The organism is Thalassovita taeanensis, assembly GCF_900110775.1.
Taxonomy (GTDB): Bacteria; Pseudomonadota; Alphaproteobacteria; order Rhodobacterales; family Rhodobacteraceae; genus Litorimicrobium; species Litorimicrobium taeanense.
In genome coordinates, this window is sequence record NZ_FOEP01000002.1 from 423,349 (window position 1) to 442,450 (window position 19,102).

The window sequence follows — 19,102 nt, forward strand, 5'->3', positions numbered from 1 at the left end:
ACGACATGCCTGAAGAGAACAAGAAACTCAAACTCTACACCCCTCAGAAGAACAGCAGCCCCGACCGCGAATGCACGTCCGATACCATCGTCCGCGATGTCGTGCGGGGCCTGTATGAAGGGCGCTATGTTCCGGGGCAGCGCCTGGTCGAACCCGATATGATGCGCGAATACGGCGTCAGCCGCAGCACCGTGCGCGAAACCATCAAGCAGCTGACCGCCGATGGCATCGCCAATTATGTGCAGTTTCGCGGCGCGCATATTCGCCGGTTAACGCGCCGGGACGCGGCCAATATCTTTGCGATTACCGAAGTCATCCTTGGCCTTGCCGCACGCCAGGCCGCTGAAAACATCGAACAGCCCGGCGCCAAGGACGAACTGCTGGACTGCGTCGCGGCAATTTGCGGCTATGAGGACGGGAACGAACGGTTCGAATTCATCCGGCTGCGCAATCGGTTCTTCCAGAAGGTCGTGCAGATCAGCGGCAATACCGAACTGAACACGATCATCCCGAAGCTTCAGGTTCACCTTGTTCGCAATCGCCTGCTTGTTCCCAAGGCCGAGCGCGAAGCCGGGTATTCGATGATGGCGCAGGAAATCCTGTCGGGGAACGGCGAAAGGGCCGAAACCGCAACGCGGGAATATGTGCAGAAAATAGCGGGCTTCACACTGCCCTATTTCGAGGAAGAAGTCGGAACTCCGAAAAAGAAACAGGGCAAACAAAGCGATGAATAACGATACCTCAAACCAGCTGTTCTCACTACGCGACAAAGTCGCAATCATCACCGGATCGTCGCGCGGCATCGGTCTGGCCATCGCGGAACAGATGGCCAAAGCCGGGGCGAAAGTGGTCATTTCCTCGCGCAAGGCAGACAGCTGCGCCGCCGCGGTGGAAAAGATAAATTCCGACATCGACGAAGATCGCGCCATCGCAATCCCGGCCAATATTTCCGACAAGGCCTCGTTGGAAAATCTGGTGGCCCGGACGGTTCAAAAATGGGGGCGGGTCGATATCCTTGTCTGCAACGCGGCCAGTAATCCCTATTTCGGCCCGATGAGTGGCATCAACGACGATCAGTTCCGCAAAATTCTGGAAAACAACGTGATCGCCAATCACTGGCTGGTTCAGATGGTGGCGCCCTACATGATCAAGGCCAAGGACGGCGCGATCATCATCGTCTCGTCGATTGGCGGGCTGGCCGGATCGCCGGTCATCGGTGCCTATAACATCTCGAAAGCCGCCGATATGCAGCTGGCCCGCAACCTCGCGGTCGAGTTCGGCGGCAGCAACATTCGGGTGAATTGCATCGCCCCCGGCCTGATCAAGACCGCTTTCGCTAAGGCGCTGTGGGACGATCCCAAATCCTATCAGACCTATGTCGAAAAGACGCCGCTGGCACGGATCGGCCAGCCCGATGAAATCGCCGGAGCCGCCGTATTTCTGGCCGCAAAAGCCGGGGCTTTCGTCACCGGGCAGACGATTGTCGTGGACGGCGGCACCACCATCACGGGGATTTAAGCGATGGATATTCACGATCAGGTCGTCGTCGTCACTGGCGGCGCAAACGGCATTGGCAAGGCGCTGTGCGACGCCTGCCATCAGGCGGGCGCGCGCAAGGTTGTCGTCACCGACATTGACCTTGCCGGCGCGCAAGCCGTGGCCCGCCGCATTGATGGCGACGCCTACCGTGTGGATGTCTCGCAAGAGCGTGAAATCACCGACATGATCGACGCCGTCGAGGCGGCGCATGGCCCGATTGGGCTGTTCTGCTCGAACGCGGGCGTGGCACTTGGGTTTGACGCCGACTTCACCAATGCCGCCCAAGCGTCAAACGACCTGTGGGCGCTGTCGTGGCAGGTCAACGTCATGGCCCATGTCTATGCGGCGCGCGCGCTGATCCCCCGGATGAAGGCGCGCGGCGGCGGGTATTTCCTGAACACGCTGTCGGCGGCCGGGCTGCTGTCGCAAGTTGGCAGTGCGACCTATGCCACGACCAAACACGCGGCTGTCGGGTTTGCCGAAAATCTGGCGATCACGCACCGCGATGACGGTATTCGCGTCACCATTTTGTGCCCGCAAGGGGTCGACACTGATATGCTGCGCAACATCCCCGACGGCCCGCAATCTCTGGACGGCGCATTGTCGCCCGAACAGGTCGCGCAATGCGCCCTGACAGCGATTTCAAACGAGGAATTTCTGGCCCTGCCGCACCCTCAGGTTCTGGGCTATATGCAGAACAAGACCAAAGACTATGACCGCTGGATCGGCGGAATGGTCAAACTGCAACGCGCGATGCAGGCCTAGTTTCCCGAAAACTGCGGTTTGCGTTTTTCATTGAACGCGGCAAGGCCTTCGTTGGCATCCTCTGTCAGCGTCATCAGGCCAAGCTGACCTTCGGTGAAGGCGATCGCCTGATCAAAGCTCATGCCCTGAAGCGCGCGCATCGCATATTTGCCGCGCCGCTGCGCCGTGGGCGAACAACTCGCCAGTTTGGCCACCATGTCATCGACCTTGGCGATCAAGTCGCCCTGCGGCACGATATGGTTCAGCAGCCCGGCCGCTTTCGCCTCGGCTGCATCGAACGGCTCGCCGCTCAGCGCCCACTCGCGCAGGATACGCATCGGCACCAGATCTTTCATCAGGCTCAGAACCTGCATCGGGAACAGCCCGATTTTCGTCTCGGGCAGACCAAAGCGCGCCCCCTCGGCCGCCACGGCCATATCGACCATCACCAACAGCCCCATGCCGCCCGCAACACAAACGCCGTTTACCGCCGCGATGATCGGTAGCGGGCAATTCTGCGCCTGCCGCATCAAGTTGCCATAGGCCGTCTGCGGTTGCGAAAAGTCAAAGTTGAAGCCCCCACCCGGCGCAAGATCCCCGCCCGCGCAAAAGGCTTTGTCCCCCGCCCCGGTCAGAACAATCGCGCGCACCTCACCATCGGCAATGGCCGCACTGATCCCGGCACTGATGCCCGCGATCACGTCGTTGTTGATCGCATTGCGCTTTTCGGGACGGTTCAGCGTGATCCAAAACGCAGCCCCGCGTTTTTCGTGCAAAACAGCCGGGGCGCTCATGCCGCATCCCCCGTGATGGCTTCGGGTTCGACCTCGACCACCAGACTGTGCGCCGTGACCTGCCCCCCGACCACAACATGAACCGCCGTCACCACGCCATTGACCACCGACGCGTGGGTGTGCTCCATCTTCATAGCTTCCACGACCAGCAGCTTCTGCCCCCTGGTCACCGTATCGCCAACGACGACATCCACCGAAACCACACCACCATTCATCGAGGCCCGCACTTTGCCATCGCTTCCGGCGACCTCGCCCGTGGATTTGGCCGTCAGCGAATTGTCGATGAAATCCCACTGCGCCCCGTCGATATGCGCAAACACCGCGTTACCATCGCGCGAAAGCGCGGCCCGCGTCGCCAGCCCGTTGAGAACATAGTCGTAGACGCCGGATGTGACCGATCTGACCGTCAGCGCCATCGTTTCGCCGTCACACTCGACCAGACACTCGCCCAGCCCCCGCGCGATCACCTTGACGGTATGTTCCGCCGCGCCACGGCTCAAACGGATCGGCGCCGAATACCCGTGCGCCAGCGACGTGCTGGGCGAGGCGCGCAGCAACGCCGCCACCAGCATCGCCGCCTGCCGCTCGGCTGTTTCGGTGTCGGGCAAAAGCGCGTCGCGGTTCTGCTCGATAAAACCGGTTGTTGCGCCGCCTGCGCCGAACACCGGATGCTTCAGGCAGCTTGCAAGAAATGACTGATTGGTACGAACGCCCAGCGCAATCGTCGCCTCAACCCCCGAGATCAGCTTGCGCCGCGCATCCTCGCGGGTGTCGCCAAAGGCGATCAGCTTGGCGATCATGGAATCATAGAACGGCGGAATATCCGACCCGTCGCGCAGCCCGTGTTCGACACGCAGAAACGCGGCGGGCTTCCACATGTTCAACCGACCACTTTGCGGCATGAAATCATTGCCCGGATCCTCGGCACACAGCCGCACCTCGATCGCATGGCCGCTGAACTGCACGTCCTCCTGCGTCAGGCCCAAAAGCTCGCCACTGGCCACGCGCAGTTGCAGCGCCACCAGATCAAGACCGGTGATCGCCTCGGTCACCGGGTGTTCGACCTGAAGCCGCGTGTTCATTTCCATGAAGAAGAAATCGCCGTTCTCATCCAGCAGATACTCGAAAGTCCCCGCCCCCTCGTATCCGATCGCCAGAACCGCATCGGTCGAAGCCTTGCCCATCCGCGCCCGCAACGCGGGCGACACGGCGGGCGACGGAGCCTCTTCGATCACCTTTTGGTGGCGGCGCTGGACCGAACAATCGCGTTCGCCGCAATGGATGGCATTGCCGTGCCGGTCGGCCATGATCTGAATCTCGACATGGCGCGGATTGATGATCGCGCGCTCCAACAGAACGATGTCATTGCCAAAGGCCGATTTGGCTTCGGATTTCGCCGACTTCAGATGATCGGCAAACCCGGCGGCACCTTGCACCAGACGCATCCCACGCCCACCGCCACCTGCCGTGGCCTTGATCATCAACGGATACCCGATGCGATCCGCCTCGGCCTGCAATGTCGTAAGGCTTTGATCGTCGCCCTGATACCCTGGCACGCAGGGCACGCCTGCGGCAATCATCAACGCCTTCGCCCCGGCCTTGTCGCCCATTTTAACAATCGACTCCGCGCTGGGGCCGACAAAAACGATACCCGCCGCCGCACAGGCCGCAGGCAAAGCTTGGTTTTCGGCCAGAAAGCCATATCCGGGATGGATCGCATCCGCGCCCGTCAGCTTGGCCGCTTCAATAATCCGGTCGATCCGCAGATACGACTCGGCAGGGGCCGCCGACCCGATGCAGACCGACTGATCGGCCATCGCCACATGCACGGCATCGGCATCAGGTTCGGAATAGACCGCGACGGTTTGATACCCAAGGTTCCGGGCGCTGCGCAAAACCCGCACTGCGATCTCGCCACGATTGGCGACCAGAAGCTTTGTGAATGGTGTTCTCTTATTCATGTCAAATACTTCTCGGCAAAGGTTAGGGGCGCGCGACGGCGAACTGCATCTTGTTGGGCGTGCGCCCTTCGGCAGCACGACTGATCTGCATGACCTCGGCCAGGATTTCGCGGGTCTGGCGCGGATCAATGATACCGTCATCCAGAATACGCGCACTGGTGTGCAACGCGCTCATCTGGCTGTTGAAGTTGGTGATGATCTTGGTCTTCAGCGCATTCAGCGCCTCTTGGTCCACCGTCTCGCCTTTGCGTGCGGCGCGGGCCTCTTGCACGATGGCCATCGTGCCTGCGGCCTGTTCGCCCCCCATCACCGCCGTTTTCGAATTCGGCCACGAGAAGCAGAACCGCGGATTAAACCCGCGCCCGCACATGCCGTAATTCCCCGCCCCGAACGACGCCCCGCAATAGATGGTGAACTGCGGCACCGTCGCGTTGGTCACCGCCTGAATCATTTTCGAGCCGTGCTTGATGATCCCGGCCTCTTCGTAAATCCGTCCGACCATGAACCCGGTGGTGTTGTTCAGATACAGGATCGGCGTGCCCGCCTGACAGCAAGCCTGAATGAAATGCGTCGCCTTCGCGGCGCCTGCCGGGTCAATCGGCCCGTTGTTGGTGACGATCCCGATCGGCCAGCCCTTGATCTTGGCCGTGCCGCAGATCGTGGCACTGCCATAGCGTTCGCCGAAATCAATGAAGTCCGACCCGTCCACCAGACGCGCGATAATCTCGTGCATATCCACCGGCTGACTGTGATCCAACGGCATGACCCCCAGAAGTTCCTCGGTGTCATAGGCGGGCGGCGCATAGTCGCGCGCGTCCACCTTCATGCCGTCCCAATCAATATTCGCCATCACATCCCGCGCCAGACCGATGGCGTGGGCGTCGTCTTCGGCCAGATAATCGCCCAGACCTGAAATGCCGGTGTGCATCTCGGCCCCGCCCAGATCCTCTTCGGTTGCGACCTCGCCGGTGGCGGCCTTCAACAGCGGCGGCCCGGCAAGAAACGCGCGCGTGCGTCCGCGCACCATGATGATATGATCCGACAGACCCGTCTGATAGGCCCCTCCAGCGGTCGAACTGCCATGCGTGATCGTGACAACCGGCAGACCCGCCGCCGAAAACCGCGCAAGGTTGCGAAACAGGCTGCCACCGCGCACGAAGTCTTCGACCTTATAAGCCATCAGGTTGGCGCCGGCACTTTCCACCAGCTGAATATACGGCAGCTTGTTTTCCAGCGCGATTTCCTGAACCCGCAACTGCTTGTCCAACCCCATCGGCTGAAGCGCGCCCGCCGCGATCCCGGAATCGGATGCGTTAACCATGCAGCGCACCCCCGACACATACCCGATCCCCGCGATCACACCGCCGCCGGGCACCGACCTGGCCGGATCAGGATGATCCAGCCCGTACCCCGCCAGCGCCGAAAGCTCGATAAACGGCGTATCGGGGTCCAGCAGCAGGGCAAGACGGTCGCGCGGCACCAACTGCCCCCGCTTCTCAAACCGTTCCCGCGCGCTGTCCGAGGCGATCCGCGCCCGCGCGCTGACCTCCTTGATCTGCTCAAGCAGCCCCAGCATCCCATCGCGATTGGAAACATACCCGTCGGAACTGTTCGATACCCGTGTCTCAATTTTCGCCATTGTGCATCCATATCGTTAGGTTTTGCCCGGCCACAGCCGACACTTGAGCGGATGCTACCTTGTGACCCCGGCATTTTCTTGTGTGTTTCGGCTACGCCGCCGCCAGCTCCCCGCGTTTTCTTGCGCCCTAGCGCCTTAAGACAAGCCAACGCGCGCAAAAACGTGGAACCCTTGCGCAACGACCACCAACAAAGGCCGCCCAGATGTTCGAACTTTCGCCGAATACGCACTACTTTTCCGAAGATCACACCGCCTTTCGCCATGCGCTGCGGGCTTTTGTGGACAAGGAAATCACCCCCAACGTCCCCGCCTGGGAGGACGCAGGCCGAATGCCGCGCGAGATTTTCAAGAAGATCGGCGATATGGGCGTGCAAGGCGTGATCTGCCCCACCAACCTGGGCGGCTCGAACGGCGATTTCTTCATGCAAATTGTTGTCTCGGAAGAACTGTCGCGCTGCGGCGCGGGCGGCGTATGCGCCTCGCTGGGCAGCCATTCGATCGGCAATCCCCCCATCGTCAACCACGGCAGCGACGACCTGAAAACCCGCGTCGCCATGCCTGTCATTGCGGGCGACAAGATATCGGCGCTGGCGATCACCGAACCCGGCGGCGGGTCCGACGTGGGCGCCCTGCGCACCAACGCCGTGCGCGATGGCGATCACTTCATCGTCAACGGCGAAAAGACCTTTATCACCTCCGGGATGCAGGCTGACTTCTTCACCGTCGCTGTGCGCACCGACGCGCAGAAGGCGGGCCACGGCGGCATCTCGTTCCTGATGATCGAGGGCGACACACCCGGCCTTGGCCGCACCCAGCTCAAGAAAATGGGCTGGTGGGCCTCTGACACCGCGCATCTGACCTTTGACAATTGCCGCGTCCCGGTGACCAACCTGATCGGGCAAGAGGGCGAAGGCTTCAAGAACGCCATGATGAACTTCAACGCCGAACGCCTGACCATCGCCTCGCAGGCCTACTCGTTTGCCGAGGTCTGCTACCGCGAGGCGCTGGCCTGGGCGCAGGACCGGCAGGCCTTTGGCAAGCCCCTGTCGCAACAGCAGGTGATCCGGCATAAACTGGTGGATATGGCGATGAAAATCGACGCCGCCAAAACGCTGACCTATGACATCGTCTATCGCCACATCCACAAGATGGATCCGCTGAACGTGCACATCGCGCGCACCAGCATGGCCAAGATCACCGCAACCGACACCATGCAGTTCTGTGCCGATGCCGCGGTGCAGATTTTGGGCGGCATGGGCTATATGCAGGGCACGGCATCCGAGAGGATTTACCGCGAGACCAAGGTGCTTTCGATCGGCGGCGGCACCGATGAAATCATGCGCAATCTTGCGTCCAGCCAACTGGGCATCTGACCCGCCCGGCAAAACATCGCGACACCAATCGCGGGCAGGATCCCCTGCCCGCTGGTGGCGACATTCACGCGGCGGTCAGACCTCAGCCGCCAGAAAACACGCCTGATTGATCGCCTTTTTCGCATCAAGCTCGGCCGCCTCGAATGCCCCGCCAATCAGCCACACCAGCACATCCGTGTCGGCCAGTTCATCGAAAAGCCCGCGCAGCGGTGTTTGCCCCGCACAGACGATCACCGTATCCACATCCAGCACACGCGGCGCGCCGCCGACCGCGATCTTCAGCCCGTCGTCATCAAGCCCAAGATAGGTCACGCCGTTCATCATCTCGACCCCGCGCCGCTGCAACGACAACCGATGGGTCCACCCGGTCGTGCGCCCAAGCCCCGCCCCAACCGGGCTTTCCTTGCGCTGCAACAACACCACCTCGCGCCCGTTCGTTGGCACAACCGGCTCCACCCCGGACACCCCGCCGCGCGGATGGTTGGCAAAATCGACCCCCCATTCCTTGGCAAACAGATCAATATCCAGTGCGCTGCTTTTGCCCTGATGGGTGATCAGCTCGGCCACGTCAAAACCGATACCGCCCGCCCCGATGATCGCCACCTTCTGCCCCACCGGCTTGGCCCCGGTGATCGCATCGACATAGCTGATCGCCTTCGGGTGCCCGATCCCGTCAATGTCTGGGGTGCGCGGCACAATGCCCGTTGCAATCACGATCTGGTCATAGCCACCCGCGCGCAGCATCTCGGCGCTGACGCGGGTATTCAGGCGCAGATCCACATCGCGCAGCTCGATCATACGGGCGAAATAGCGCAGCGTTTCATAAAACTCTTCCTTGCCCGGCACCCGCTTGGCCAGATTGAACTGACCGCCAATCTCGCTGCCCGCGTCAAACAACGTCACCTTGTGACCGCGTTGCGCAGCGACATCGGCGAATGACAGCCCCGCAGGCCCCGCCCCGACCACGGCAATACGCTTGGGCACCGCCGCAGGTTCGTACCGCAAGACCGTCTCGTGACAGGCGCGCGGGTTCACAAGACAGCTGACTTCCTGCCCGGTGAACGCATGGTCAAGGCAGGCCTGATTGCAGGCAATACAGGTGTTGATCTCATCCGCGCGGCCTTCACGCGCTTTGCGCGCGAAATCGGCATCCGCCAGCATCGGACGCGCCATTGAAATGATATCGGCATCACCGCAGTTCAGCACATCCTCGGCCACGTCGGGCATGTTGATCCGGTTGCTGGTGATGACCGGAATGCTCAGCTGCTTGCGCAAACGCCCCGTCACAACGGCAAAAGCCGCGCGCGGGACCATCGTTGCGATCGTCGGCACAAAGGATTCGTGCCAGCAAAAATGGGTACTGACGATCGTCACGCCAGCGGCCTCGACGGCCTTCGCCAGCGTCACAACCTCGTCCCACGACATGCCGTCTTGCAACATATCCATCGCCGCAATCCGAAAGATCAGCACAAAGTCATCACCCACGGCGGCACGCACGCGCCGCACCACCTCAAGAACAAAGCGCATGCGGTTCTCGAACGGGCCGCCCCATGCGTCGGTCCGCTGGTTGGTTTTCTCAACCAGAAAGGCGCTCAGCAAATATCCGGCGGACCCGATGATTTCGACCCCGTCATACCCCGCCTCCTTGGCCTTCAGCGCGCAATTCTCAAAGTCATCCAGCTGCTTTTGAATGCCCGCCTCGTCCAGCGCATGTGGCACCCGCTTCGAGATCCGCGATTTCACCGCCGAGGGGGCGACCAGATCGGGCGTATCCGCCAGCGCCCCCATATGCAGGATTTGCATGCAGATCTTCACGTCCGGGTCCGCTGCATGCACGGCCGAGGTGACCACCCGGTGCTGCGCCACCTCTTGCACGGTTGACAATTTGCTGCCCCGCCCGCCCTCATGGTTGGGAAAGATGCCGCCGGTGATGATCAGACCAACACCGCCGCGCGCCCGCTCGGCGTAAAATTCCGCCATGCGCTCAAATCCGCCCTCGGCCTCTTCCAACCCGGTGTGCATCGACCCCATCAATATCCGGTTCTTGAGGCGCGTAACCCCAATATCAAGCGGCGAGAAAAGCGCGGGGTAATGCGGCGCGGCTGTCATGGTGCGGGTCTCCTTACTAAATACACCCCGACCCGCCCAACGGTACGCGTCGGGCGGGCCAAGCAAAACTCAACGGTGCGCAGGCCCCTAAAGCCCCAACATCGCGCGGGCCTCGGTCGCCGAGGCAACATCACGACCCGCATTGCGTGCGCAGATCGCCATCTGTTCGATCAGCGGGCCGTTCGACGATACTTTTTCGCCCCCCGGCAAATAAAACGTATCCTCAAGCCCGACCCGCAGCATCCCGCCCAGATCGGCGGCCTTCTGATGCGTCGGCCAAATCTCTCCTCGGCCAATCGCGGTGACCTGCCAACGGGCATCGTCAGGCGCCAGATCCACCAAGATCGGCAGCAGCTCCGGCATGACCGGCATCCCCGAGGCCACCCCCATCACAAAATTCATCTGCGGCACGCCCGTGAACATGCCCGCGCTGCGATACATCTCGATGCTGCGTACAATCCCGGTGTCAAAGCATTCAAACTCGGGGATGGCCCCCGCCGCCAGGATCACGTCCAGAAACTCCTGCACCTTTTCAACCGGGTTATCGAACATCATCGGCGGCCAGGCCCAGCCACCATTTGCCCGCGTCTTGAGGTAATTCAGCGACCCCGCATTGCACGCGGCCATTTCGGGCTTGGTCGCGGCCACGCACTCCAACGCCTTTTTGTAATCCGGCCCGACAACCCCGGTGGTGTGGTTCAGGATCACACCGGGGCAGGCCTCGCGGATCGCGGCCTGAACCTCGCGCGACAGATCAACATCCCACGACATCAGATGGCCTTTGCCCTCTTCCTGCTGGCGCAGATGGAAATGGATGATCGACGCCCCCGCATCATAGGCACGGCGCGCCTCGGCCGCCATTTCGGCGGGCGTTACCGGCACGTTATGCTGCTTGGGGTCCGTCAGCACGCCGTTGATGGCGCAACAGATAATCGCTTTGGTCATTTGGCCTCGTTGTTTTCAGCTCGCCAGAGGAATAAACGCTCCCACCGCCAGCAGCTTGCGCCCAGACGCTACACCGTCAGAATTTTGCGATCTCGACACCTTGCGCCGCTGCGGCCTCGCGCTGCTTGGCCTGCGCCGCAACAAACGCGGGCCGCTGGGTCAGGCGCGCATACCACGCCACCGTCAAAGGCGGCAGCTCATCCTCGATATGCAGGCTATGGGCCAGCAAAATCGCATACCCGACCGATATATCGGCCATCGAGAATTCATCCCCCAGCAGATACATCCGCCCATCGCCCAGCGTCTGCTCAAGCAGGCGCAACCGGGCCAGAAACCACTTCTTGTAATCCTCGGCAACCTGCGGCGATCGGCGCTCGCCCTGCTCCAGAAACGTATAGCGCAGGTAAATCGTCTGCGGAAACGTCAGCGTCGCCTCGCCATGATGAAGCCAGTTGAGGTACGCGCCATAGGTCGCATCCTGCGGCGCGGGCGTAAATTTTCCGCCCCCGTGGCGCATCGCCAGATAATGCGCGATCGCCGCAGATTCGGTCATCCGCGTGTCGCCATCCACCAACAGCGGGATCGTCCCCAACGGATTTTCCGCCAAATAGTCCTTCTTGAACACCCGCGGCGGAAACTGCAGCATCTTCAGCTCGTATTCCAAGCCCAGTTCCTCAAGCGCCCAAAGCGCCCGAAATGACCGCGCATCCGCGCAGTGCCACAATTCGATCATGCCGGTTCCTCCCTCGGTATGTGTGACAGGATAGAAAAATCACGCAAGGCTGACTTGCGTGATCTGGTTATTTCATCGGTTTTTCACCTCAGGCCCGCGGCGCGGTGCCCAAGGCCATCGCGCTGACCGCCGGCGCCCAGTTGCGCACCCCGCCGGTATCGTTGCGCCCCGCTTGCCGCTTGAATTCCAGCCGCGCAATCTGATCGCGGTGCACCTCGTCGGGGCCATCGGCCAGACGCAGCAAACGCGCCGTGGCATAGGCCGCAGCCAGCCCGAAATCATTGCCGGTGCCACCGCCGCCAAACATCTGGATCGCCCAGTCGATCACCTTGCAGGCCATGTCCGGCACCGCCACCTTGATCATCGCAATCTCGGCGCGGGCCTGTTTGTTGCCGACCGTATCCATCAGATGCGCCGCCCGCAGCGTCAGCAGGCGCGACTGTTCAATCAGGATCCGCGATTGCGCAATCCGTTCGCGCGATACCGACTGTTCCGACAGCAATTTACCAAAGGCCATGCGGTCCTCGGCACGGGCACACATCTTTTCCAGCGTCCGTTCCGCTAGGCCAATCAACCGCATGCAATGGTGAATCCGTCCCGGCCCCAGCCGCCCCTGCGCAATCTCAAACCCGCGCCCTTCGCCCAGCAACATATTGCTGGCAGGAACCCGCACATTTTCAAACAAGATCTCTGCCGCGCGGTCCGGCACGCCGTAAAACCCAAACACCGGCAGCGCGCGTTCAACTGTGATGCCGGGCGTGTCCATTGGCACCAGAATCATCGACTGCTGCTTATAGGTCTCCGCCTCAGGGTCGGTTTTTCCCATGAAAATGATGATCTTGCAGCGCGGGTCAGTGCCCCCGGTCGTATACCATTTGCGGCCGTTGATCACGTATTCATCGCCCTCGCGCCGGATCGAGCTTTCGATATTGCGCGCGTCAGACGAGGCAACCGCCGGTTCGGTCATCGCAAACGCCGACCGGATTTCACCATTCAGCAACGGTTTCAGCCAGCGCTCTTTATCCGCGTCCGAGCCATAGCGCTCCAACACTTCCATGTTGCCGGTATCGGGCGCCGAGCAGTTGAACACTTCCGGCGCCATATGGGTGCGGCCCATGATTTCGCACAGCGGCGCATATTCCAGATTGCTCAATCCCGCGCCGCGTTCGGATGCGGGCAAAAACAAATTCCACAGCCCCGCCGCCTTGGCTTTGACCTTCAGTTCTTCGACCACCGGCGTGACGGCCCAAGGCCCAAGGTCCTCGGATTCGCGGTAAAACCGGGCTTCGTTCGGATAGATATGCTCCTCCATGAAGCTCAAAAGCCTGCCTTCCAACTCGACAACCTTGGGTGACTTTTCTGGTATCATTGATGGCCCTCCGAAAATTTTGGCGCCCGCCCCACATCCCCGGACCCGCGCATTCAATTATTGCCCAAAGCCTAGCGGACCCAGCGTCGCCGCGCAATATCGTCAGACGATATATATTGACACACCCGCCCCCCAAGTCTAAACGAAACAGTAAGGACGGCACCGATCCAGCATCAGGCACACGCGCGCGGCCCTTTTCGGTACGCTAAAATTTCGCGTGGCAAGGCTCGAAGGCGCCTCTTTGCACGAAGTTCGTCTTGGGAGGGACAGAATGAAAAATCGCGAAAAAAACCCTAGAACCATGTTCTTGGGAAAAGATCGGTTTTTCTATCAAGGCCTTTCAGGCGACGGGATGAAGCCCCGCACGCTGGGCGCTTTTGGCATCTATCTTGCGCCGACAACGCATTTCCAAATCAGATTCGGCTCTGGCGAATGGATGAAACGCACAGTTATCGCCGTGCCCGCGAACGCCAGCCATCAGATCATGTCGGATTGCGGCACGATCATATCCTTCGGCATCGAACCCGAGCGTATCACGGCTGAATGCCTTCGCGACATTCAGACCAAAGTCAACGCCGTCAGCACGCGCTCCGACCCGCTTGTCGAAAACCTGATCGCCTCGCGCGACTTCTTCTCGTGCCCCGACCGCTCCGGCGACCTGTCCGCAAGTGATTTCGACCGGCTGATCTTCGGCCAAGCGCTGTGCACCAAGCGAATCGACCCCCGCATCGAAACCGTGCTCGCGATGTTTGAAAACGATATGACCGACACCGGGCTTGCCGCGCGCGATTGCGCCGAGGCGATACAGCTCTCGACCTCGCGGTTCCTGCACCTTTTCAAGGATTCGACAGGCGCGTCCTTTCGCAGCTTTCGCATGTGGAAACGCGCCCGGCAGTTTCTGGCATACGCCAACCTCAGCAGCAGCCTGACCACAGTGGCGCTGGACCTCGGCTACCCGGACTCCAGCCATTTCAGCCACTCAATTCGCAAAACCTATGGATTGAAGCCACGCTCGATCCGCGACGGCTCGCGCCACCTGAAAGTATACGCCGGGCGCGACTTCAACAGCGCCAACCAGATGCTGACCGCATAACTCTGGCGCGATTGCCGCGCCAAACCACCTTCAGCCCAGCTTCGTATGCGGCTGCCGCGTGATTTTTGTCGGCTCATCAAGACCGCCTTTGAACCGGCTTTGCATCAGCGTATCCAGATCGTCCACGTGGCTCGAGGCCAGCTTCGACGCCAGCACCTCGTCGCGGTCCCGACAGGCCTTCGCAATCTCGCGATGCGCCTCGACAATGTAACGACGGTTCTTCTCGGAATAGCTCAAACCGTGCTGTTCGCCACTGGCCAGCGCGCTGATCGACGCCCAAAACGTTTCCAACACCTGATTGCCGGCCGCCCGCGCGATGATGCTGTGAAACGCGCGGTTTTCGCCCACGAACGCCGCTGTATCATCGCCAATCTCAGCCATCCGCGCGATCGAGGCATCCATTTCGTCAAACTCGGCCTCGGTGCCGTGCTTGGCCGCCAGACGGGCCTGACTTGGCTCGATCGCCTGCCGTGCCCGCACGATATCAACCAGCGGCACGTTGTTCAGCCGCAAAAAGACCGACAGCGAATGGGTCACGAAATCCACGCTTGGCCGGGTTACGACGATCCCGCCACGCGGCCCCGGTCGGCGCGTCAGCACCCCGTGCGATTCCAGAATGCGCAGGCTTTCGCGCAGCGTCGGTCGACTGACCTGAATTTGCTTCAGCAGCTCAGCCTCGGTGCCGAAAATACTGCCGGGTTGCAGATCGGCTTCAACGATACGGTCCAGCAGCAACCGCGCAACTTGCTCGGATTTGCTGATGGAAATGGTCGTGACGGGCTCGTTCAAGGCACTGATCCTAATCGTTGAAATTCGGCGGCCTCTTCTCCGCGATCCCTGCCAGACCTTCGGCATCGTCGTCGGATTTGAAAACCTGCTGAATTGCGGTTTCTACGATTTCTATCCCATCTGCCAAGGGAACGTCCAACCCCGAATACACCGCATACCCCGTCGCCCCCCGGATCCACTTGACGCGCTCGGCCCTCGTGCCGCAAGCTCGCAGCAGCCAGCCAACAGGAGCCAGCGCCATGCCCGACCTTCCCAAAATCGCCCAGACCGCCCCCTTCCCCGTCGAGGTCGAGGCCGGGAAATCCTATTTTTGGTGCGCCTGCGGCCTGTCCGCCAAGCAACCCTTTTGCGATGGCAGCCACAAAGACACCGGTTTCTCGCCCGTCAAATACACCGCCGAGGCTGACAAAAAGGTGTTTTTCTGCGGCTGCAAGGCCACCGCCAAACAACCGCTCTGCGACGGAAGCCACGCCAAACTTGGCTGACCCGAAAAACGCCCTTTTTTCCGCGACAGAACCCCGCCTTTCCCGCGTATATTTCATGGCATCCCCCGCAGGCGCAGCCCAGCGCCTTGTCGGCGAGGCCATGTTTTGTCCTCAAGGAAAGGTTTCCCATGTCCACCCTTCGCAAGATCGCCACCCCGCTGACCATCGGCACCTTTGTGCTGATGGGCACCACTGGCACGTTGATGTTTTTCCATGCCGAAACCCCGCTGAACAAATTCGCACATGAATATATCGGGCTGGGGATGATTGCCGCCGTGGTCCTGCACGTGATTCTGAACTGGCGCGCGTTCACCCTCTACTTCAAGCGGCCGCTGGCCATGGGGGTGATGGGGGTGTTTGTGCTGGCGCTTGGGCTGTCGTTCCTGCCCCTCACCGGGCAAGAGCAGCCCCGCCCCGATCTGGTTGCCATTCAGCTTGTGACCGGCGCGCCGATCTCGACCTTGGGGCCGATGCTGGGCACCGATACCGATGGGGTGATCGCCCGTCTGCAAGCCGCCGACATTCAGGCCACCGCCGATCAGACACTGGCGCAGCTTTCAGGCGATGACCTGCGCGCGGCGGCCCAGCTTCTGGTCCGCATCTCGGCGCCCTGATCCCTCAGGCCGCAGCCGCGCGATATGCATCCTATGTGCATGTGTTGTGCATGGGATGTGTAGGCCGGTTTTCACGGCAAGCCTTGCCGCACAGGGCTGGGTTTCAGGCCACTCCGCAGCACACGATTGATCAGGCATCGGCGCGTCTCTCACGCGATGGCGGCACAGCTTCTGCCCCGCATCACGGCTCTCCGATATGCACAGTATGTGCATGCTTTGTGCATAGGACGTGCACGCCGGTTTCCGCGGTAAACTCTGCCGCGTGGCCTTAGATCAGGCTTGCCAGAAGATCCTTGTTCCGGCAGTAATCCGGCGTCTCAGCAGCAGTGGGATGCGCGTCCATCCAGCTGGTGCACGCCGCCGCCTGTCCGCAGTGCCCGCACCGCATCACCGCCTCGCGATACCGATATGCTACCCGCTCGTCAGCCTGAACTTTTTCAACAAAATCAACGCCAACCGTGTCAGCCATGCGTTGCATGACATCGGCCTGTCTGGCAAATTTTTCGAATATACTCATAGAACTCTCCATCGTCTGAACTAAGGTTTCAGCGCCTCGTACATGGCCGCATTGACGCAAGGCTCGGGCGCGCTTTGTGCGCCATCACCACGGTGTGCCAGCCATTGTTCACATTGGTCGACAAACTCGCACCGCCGACATTTCGTAATCATCTCGGAATACCCCTGCGCACTCAGCCGCCCCTCTTTCATGGCGGCACTCATGCTCAGCCCCATCGTCCGCGCGACCGAGCGTGTCAGCCAGAAATGGCGCTCCGTACTGCCCAAGCGAATGACAACACCCATGCTTATTCATCCTTTGCCAGCGTTTGTTGCAAGTCTCTGAATTTGTTGCAATTCGGGCAGGTCTCGACCACATCAGCGGTCTCTGCTTGCGTGGTAAGCCAACGTTCACACCCTTCGGTCCAATCGCAGCTGCGGCAGGTCTGAACCATCTCGGCCCAAGCACTCTGATCCAGCGCGCCAACCTCCTGCGCCGCAACCAGATCGGTTCCAGTCGTCTTGGCCATCCGTTGCGCCAGCCAATAATGGCGGGTCATGTCGCCCAAAGGTTTCATCGCGGCGATCCCTCCTTGCAATCTTTATGAATCATACCGCGCCACACATCTGGTGGCCTTGACACGGATCAAGCGCCAGAACGGGATGTCGCGCGCAGCACCCGAAAGAAGGCGCTGTTGCGGCAATACACCGGCGGCAAGGGCTCCTCTGCGCGCGCCTCTGCCAGCCAATCGTTGCAGGCCTCCGACGCGCTGCAACTGGTGCAACTCAGCACCACGTCGGTCAGCTCTTCCATATCCAGCCGCCCGCTCATCGCCTCTTCTTCCAGGTCCAGCCCCATGGCACCGGCCATGCGGTCCACCAAGTCTGCATGCTTGCGTATCTTGTCATGGCTTTGCATGTTGTGGCCTTTCTCACTGCGCTGTTTGCGTTTGGCAAACAGGCTAGCAAAGGGTCACCGCACGTCTTTGACCTGCGTCAAACCATGGCCTTCAGGCAAGCCCGTACACAGGTCTGAACATGGCGAAACCGGTCTCCTCCAAGGTGTTTTCCACCGTACCACCGGGTCACCACAACGATCTGCCCGGTGATCCCCTCGCGCCAGCATCCGCAAAATCACGTTCCCCGCGCCGCTTTCGCCGTCGTCACCTTTCATCTGCGTGCCGTCTGACAAAACCACAGCCCAGGTATTGTGCGTTGCTTTGGCGTACTTCTTGCCGCGCAAAAGCGCCTTCAGAAATGCCTCGACCTCAGCCGCACTTTCCACCGCGCCGCCCGACACCGCATAGCGCGACCCGCGATCCGAAACGACATTTTCAAGCTGCAACACCTGGCTTGCACCTAAAGCGATGCCGCGGTGCGCCGCACCACATCGATCCGCCGTGCATTTGGCGGATGCGTGCCCAGAAACCGATTGCCGGGGTCAGGGATGCGGCTGAAATACGCCGCGCCGCGCACCGGGTCGTACCCTGCACGCTTGGTGATAATCGTGCCCAAAGCATCAGCTTCCAGCTCGAATTCCTTGGAATAACTCCGCGCACCGACCGCAGCCCCCAATTCCTGAGCCGAGCGAACGCCGCTGGCGTTTGCCCCGGTCAGCGTGGCCAATCCTGCGAAAATCTCGGCCCCTGCAGCTGCGTTCTGACGCTGGCGGGCGATATGGCCCGAAATATGGTGTGCAGTCTCATGCCCCATGACAAAGGCAAGCTCGTCCGCGTTCTCCACCTCGGAGATCAGCGCAAGCGTGAAGACAATCACCGGCCGCCCGCCCTCGTCCAGCGACTGATAGGCATTGGCGGGCTGCCCCTCGCGTGCATCGACCAGAATTCGGAAATCACAATTGGCCGCCGGGGCGCGCTGCCTGCATTCTCGTTCGGCCACCGGCTCAACGGTGTCGACCACCTGCACGAATTGCCGCGCCAGTTCCTCTGGGCTCGCAACAACGGAACGCCCCGCTGGCTGCACTGCCGACTGGGGCATTGGCGCGGCACAGCCCGCCAGCACCAGCATCACACTCAAGACAATCCACCGCATCGCAATCCTCAGCATCTTTTCTGTAAATGTAGCAGGCCAAACGACAAGCGCCAGAGCTTCGACGATTTTCACCCCTTGCGCCCTGTGCGACAAAGCGTATCCTCACCGTATGTTTACGATTGAGCACGACTTCGACGCGACCGTGGTCACCCTGATGGACGAGGGGCAGTCCCCCTTGCAAGAGGACATTACCGTAAACGCGTTCGAAGAATGTGTCACAGTCGAACAATATGACCCGCGCACTGATCAGCTTCAGAAAATCACCTTTTCCATGGCTCAGGTGCGCGATATGGCCGCCGCGCTGAACCTGCCCGAAGGCATCTATTCCCTAACGCCTGCTGATGGTTCGACCACGCCCAAGGCCTGAT

The 19,102-nt window shown here is 60.9% G+C and carries 22 protein-coding genes and 1 pseudogene; 8 read left to right on the forward strand and 15 right to left on the reverse strand.

Translation table 11 applies throughout. The features are described 5' to 3' along the window. Nucleotides 1-5 precede the first annotated feature (5 nt). Genes BSF79_RS04490 through BSF79_RS04500 form a run of 3 tightly spaced genes read left to right on the forward strand, consistent with a single transcriptional unit; the run spans nt 6 to nt 2,304 of the window. Entirely contained in the window at nt 6-734 is a 729-nt protein-coding gene (locus tag BSF79_RS04490; protein WP_090268631.1) for a GntR family transcriptional regulator, read from the forward strand. After that, entirely contained in the window at nt 727-1,518 is a 792-nt protein-coding gene (locus tag BSF79_RS04495) for an SDR family oxidoreductase (RefSeq protein WP_090268632.1), read from the forward strand. Before BSF79_RS04490 ends, BSF79_RS04495 begins: the two co-directional genes overlap by 8 nt. Nucleotides 1,519-1,521: 3 nt before the next feature. Next, nucleotides 1,522-2,304, forward strand: a complete 783-nt coding sequence (locus BSF79_RS04500; RefSeq protein ID WP_090268633.1) for an SDR family oxidoreductase — start codon at nt 1,522-1,524, stop codon at nt 2,302-2,304. On the opposite strand, the gene BSF79_RS04505 is transcribed toward BSF79_RS04500, so the two are convergent. The 3 genes from BSF79_RS04505 to BSF79_RS04515 are packed head-to-tail and all read right to left on the reverse strand — an operon-like array spanning nt 2,301 to nt 6,677. Continuing rightward, entirely contained in the window at nt 2,301-3,077 is a 777-nt protein-coding gene (locus BSF79_RS04505; RefSeq protein ID WP_090268634.1) for an enoyl-CoA hydratase/isomerase family protein, read from the reverse strand. The two genes, BSF79_RS04500 and BSF79_RS04505, sit on opposite strands and share 4 nt — an antisense overlap. After that, a complete protein-coding gene (locus BSF79_RS04510) occupies nt 3,074-5,038 on the reverse strand; it encodes an acetyl-CoA carboxylase biotin carboxylase subunit (RefSeq protein WP_090268635.1) in 1,965 nt (654 codons plus the stop codon). The genes BSF79_RS04505 and BSF79_RS04510 overlap by 4 nt, the downstream gene beginning before the upstream one ends. Nucleotides 5,039-5,060: 22 nt before the next feature. Beyond that, nucleotides 5,061-6,677 carry an acyl-CoA carboxylase subunit beta gene (locus BSF79_RS04515; RefSeq protein ID WP_090268636.1) on the reverse strand — a complete coding sequence of 539 codons (1,617 nt, stop codon included), beginning with the start codon at nt 6,675-6,677 and terminating at the stop codon, nt 5,061-5,063. 203 nt (nt 6,678-6,880) lie between these two features. On the opposite strand from BSF79_RS04515, the gene BSF79_RS04520 reads away from it, so the two are divergent. Beyond that, nucleotides 6,881-8,050, forward strand: a complete 1,170-nt coding sequence (locus tag BSF79_RS04520) for an acyl-CoA dehydrogenase family protein (protein WP_090268637.1) — start codon at nt 6,881-6,883, stop codon at nt 8,048-8,050. Nucleotides 8,051-8,125: 75 nt separating this feature from the next. Here BSF79_RS04520 and BSF79_RS04525 read toward each other — a convergent pair whose 3' ends face one another. The 4 genes from BSF79_RS04525 to BSF79_RS04540 form a co-directional block, all read right to left on the reverse strand. Then, nucleotides 8,126-10,159, reverse strand: a complete 2,034-nt coding sequence (locus BSF79_RS04525; protein WP_090268638.1) for an NADPH-dependent 2,4-dienoyl-CoA reductase — start codon at nt 10,157-10,159, stop codon at nt 8,126-8,128. Nucleotides 10,160-10,246: 87 nt separating this feature from the next. Then, nucleotides 10,247-11,104: a beta-keto acid cleavage family enzyme gene (locus BSF79_RS04530; RefSeq protein WP_090268639.1), complete on the reverse strand. Its 858-nt coding sequence runs from the start codon at nt 11,102-11,104 to the stop codon at nt 10,247-10,249. A 76-nt stretch (nt 11,105-11,180) separates the two neighbouring features. Beyond that, nucleotides 11,181-11,837: a glutathione S-transferase family protein gene (locus BSF79_RS04535; protein ID WP_090268640.1), complete on the reverse strand. Its 657-nt coding sequence runs from the start codon at nt 11,835-11,837 to the stop codon at nt 11,181-11,183. A gap of 88 nt (nt 11,838-11,925) precedes the next feature. Further along, nucleotides 11,926-13,206: an acyl-CoA dehydrogenase family protein gene (locus BSF79_RS04540; protein WP_090268641.1), complete on the reverse strand. Its 1,281-nt coding sequence runs from the start codon at nt 13,204-13,206 to the stop codon at nt 11,926-11,928. A 301-nt stretch (nt 13,207-13,507) separates the two neighbouring features. On the opposite strand from BSF79_RS04540, the gene BSF79_RS04545 reads away from it, so the two are divergent. After that, nucleotides 13,508-14,299 (forward strand): helix-turn-helix domain-containing protein, encoded by a 792-nt coding sequence (locus BSF79_RS04545; protein ID WP_175545255.1) that lies wholly within the window; start codon nt 13,508-13,510, stop codon nt 14,297-14,299. Between the two features lie 30 nt (nt 14,300-14,329). Here the strand turns inward: BSF79_RS04545 and BSF79_RS04550 are convergent, their stop codons facing one another. Next, a complete protein-coding gene (locus tag BSF79_RS04550; RefSeq protein ID WP_175545256.1) occupies nt 14,330-15,088 on the reverse strand; it encodes a FadR/GntR family transcriptional regulator in 759 nt (252 codons plus the stop codon). A gap of 10 nt (nt 15,089-15,098) precedes the next feature. Beyond that, nucleotides 15,099-15,329: a hypothetical protein gene (locus BSF79_RS19715; protein ID WP_175545257.1), complete on the reverse strand. Its 231-nt coding sequence runs from the start codon at nt 15,327-15,329 to the stop codon at nt 15,099-15,101. Between BSF79_RS19715 and BSF79_RS04555 the strand changes: the two genes are divergently transcribed. Beyond that, nucleotides 15,328-15,573: a CDGSH iron-sulfur domain-containing protein gene (locus BSF79_RS04555; RefSeq protein ID WP_090268644.1), complete on the forward strand. Its 246-nt coding sequence runs from the start codon at nt 15,328-15,330 to the stop codon at nt 15,571-15,573. The genes BSF79_RS19715 and BSF79_RS04555 overlap by 2 nt on opposite strands. 128 nt (nt 15,574-15,701) lie before the next feature. Further along, nucleotides 15,702-16,187, forward strand: a complete 486-nt coding sequence (locus tag BSF79_RS04560; RefSeq protein ID WP_090268645.1) for a DUF4405 domain-containing protein — start codon at nt 15,702-15,704, stop codon at nt 16,185-16,187. 268 nt (nt 16,188-16,455) lie between these two features. Here the strand turns inward: BSF79_RS04560 and BSF79_RS04565 are convergent, their stop codons facing one another. From BSF79_RS04565 to BSF79_RS04590, 6 genes and pseudogenes are all read right to left on the reverse strand, one after another. Then, complete coding sequence (locus BSF79_RS04565) at nt 16,456-16,704, reverse strand: DUF6455 family protein (RefSeq protein WP_090268646.1); 249 nt, start codon at nt 16,702-16,704, stop codon at nt 16,456-16,458. Between the two features lie 20 nt (nt 16,705-16,724). Then, on the reverse strand, nt 16,725-16,988 hold the full coding sequence (locus BSF79_RS04570; protein WP_090268647.1) for a DUF6455 family protein: 264 nt from the start codon (nt 16,986-16,988) through the stop codon (nt 16,725-16,727). A 2-nt stretch (nt 16,989-16,990) separates the two neighbouring features. Further along, complete coding sequence (locus BSF79_RS04575) at nt 16,991-17,260, reverse strand: DUF6455 family protein (protein WP_090268648.1); 270 nt, start codon at nt 17,258-17,260, stop codon at nt 16,991-16,993. A 68-nt stretch (nt 17,261-17,328) separates the two neighbouring features. Next, entirely contained in the window at nt 17,329-17,601 is a 273-nt protein-coding gene (locus BSF79_RS04580) for a DUF6455 family protein (protein ID WP_090268649.1), read from the reverse strand. Nucleotides 17,602-17,678: 77 nt separating this feature from the next. Further along, nucleotides 17,679-18,030: pseudogene (locus BSF79_RS04585) on the reverse strand (YigZ family protein). Between the two features lie 11 nt (nt 18,031-18,041). Further along, nucleotides 18,042-18,734, reverse strand: coding sequence for a M48 family metallopeptidase (locus BSF79_RS04590; protein ID WP_090268732.1), 693 nt, complete (start codon nt 18,732-18,734; stop codon nt 18,042-18,044). Between the two features lie 109 nt (nt 18,735-18,843). Between BSF79_RS04590 and BSF79_RS04595 the strand changes: the two genes are divergently transcribed. Beyond that, complete coding sequence (locus BSF79_RS04595; RefSeq protein ID WP_090268650.1) at nt 18,844-19,101, forward strand: hypothetical protein; 258 nt, start codon at nt 18,844-18,846, stop codon at nt 19,099-19,101. The last annotated feature ends 1 nt before the right edge of the window (nt 19,102 follow it).